Annotated in this window: 1 protein-coding gene; it reads right to left on the bottom strand. The window is 40.8% G+C overall.

The window, feature by feature from the left end; translation table 11 throughout:
* Positions 1 to 71 precede the first annotated feature (71 nt).
* Positions 72 to 1301, bottom strand: coding sequence for an IS4 family transposase (locus tag D4N35_RS17735; RefSeq protein WP_120076035.1), 1230 nt, complete (start codon positions 1299 to 1301; stop codon positions 72 to 74).
* Positions 1302 to 1449 lie beyond the last annotated feature (148 nt).

The following is a 1449-nucleotide window of genomic DNA, read 5'->3' as shown; positions in this document are numbered from 1 at the left end:
TGATTCTATTTGAAGAAAAAAAGACAACAGGGATTCAAAGGTAGCCCTTCATCCATTATTTACCAGTTTATTTAAATGAGTGGATCATAGGTTAGATCGTCTAAATGTGAAACATCCCCTTCTTCGTATTGTGCCAAGGTCTCTTCAAAAATACGTTGGTGCCACAACCTTCGTCGACCGTTAGAAGTTCGTTCCGGTTCCTTGAATATCTCTGCTATAAAGGCTTCAATCTTTTGGTCCCACAGATCACTGACCCAGTTTTTCATTTCCAGTAAAGTGCCTTTATATCCTGTTTTATGTTTCAATAACAGGTTTAAGCAGTAGGTGATCATGGCTATGTAGATTTGGTTGTAAACGGCATTTTTGCTTTGTCCATAGAGTCTTTTCAAGACCAGGTGCTGCTTTACCCATTTGAAAAACAATTCAATCTGCCACCGTGTCCGGTAGAGGTCGCTGATTTCCTGTGCGTTTATTTTTGCGTCATTGCACACGATGGAAACCTTGTTACCCCTGCTGTCCACGGTTTCTACCAGGCGGAGGGGGTGTTTCATATTGCCGATTTTGACAACGGCATCCCGGGTGATCGGAGATGACGGATCGACAGGCAGTTCCTCAATGACATGTACATTCGTATTGCTTTTAATCCGGGTGACAAACCGAATCCCATTTTGGCAATAGAAATCAAACTTTTCAAAGTTATAGTACCCCCGATCGAATACGTGGAGGGCATCTTTATCTATTACGATTAATGCATCCAGCTGTATTTCATCTGCCGGCCGGGCAGGAGTGATAATCAATTTGTCCAAATAGGACTCCCCTTCACAAAAAACAATGGATGTATGCATTTTGACACCAGCTTTGGTGTTTCGAAAATCCGCCCATACATGTTGACTTAAGCACATGGAAAGGGTTGAGGAATCAATCAGATGAATCTTCCCAAGCAATTGGTCGGCCTTTTTTGGCCCGTATATCTGGTGCAGTTTTTGAACCAGATGCCGCATGATACTTTCGAAAATCTCGGACGGAATATCTCCAAGCTTTCGAGAGAGCTGGGATTTACTGATACTTTCGATACCGATTTGTCTTTGTACGGTCTTCTTCCGGTTTACATGCTCACTGATCCGTTCCAGACTGCGCAAGCCTTTCAACTGGGCATAGATAAAAAGGTTGGTAAATGTAAGAAAGTCGAGTTTTTTAACATACCGGTCTATTTGCGCATGATCGACCATTTTTTGAATGACTTTCGAATCTAATGGATGAATGTATTCCTTGAATACTGTTTTTATGGTATGATTGTCCATGTGAAGCTCCTTATAGTTAGGGATTTGGACAGGACTACCATGCCCTAATTATAAGGTTTTTTTGTGTTTATTTTTAATGAAAATTGGGATGATTTTTAACATTTTGATAGTTTGTGTGCGAGTTAAATTACTTGACTTTTGCTTGAAA

Origin of the sequence: Siminovitchia fortis (assembly GCF_003605365.2) — a bacterium.
GTDB lineage: Bacteria > Bacillota > Bacilli > Bacillales > Bacillaceae_C > Siminovitchia > Siminovitchia fortis.
The sequence above is the reverse complement of the archived record's forward strand: the minus strand, read 5'-3'. Positions and strand labels throughout refer to the sequence as shown.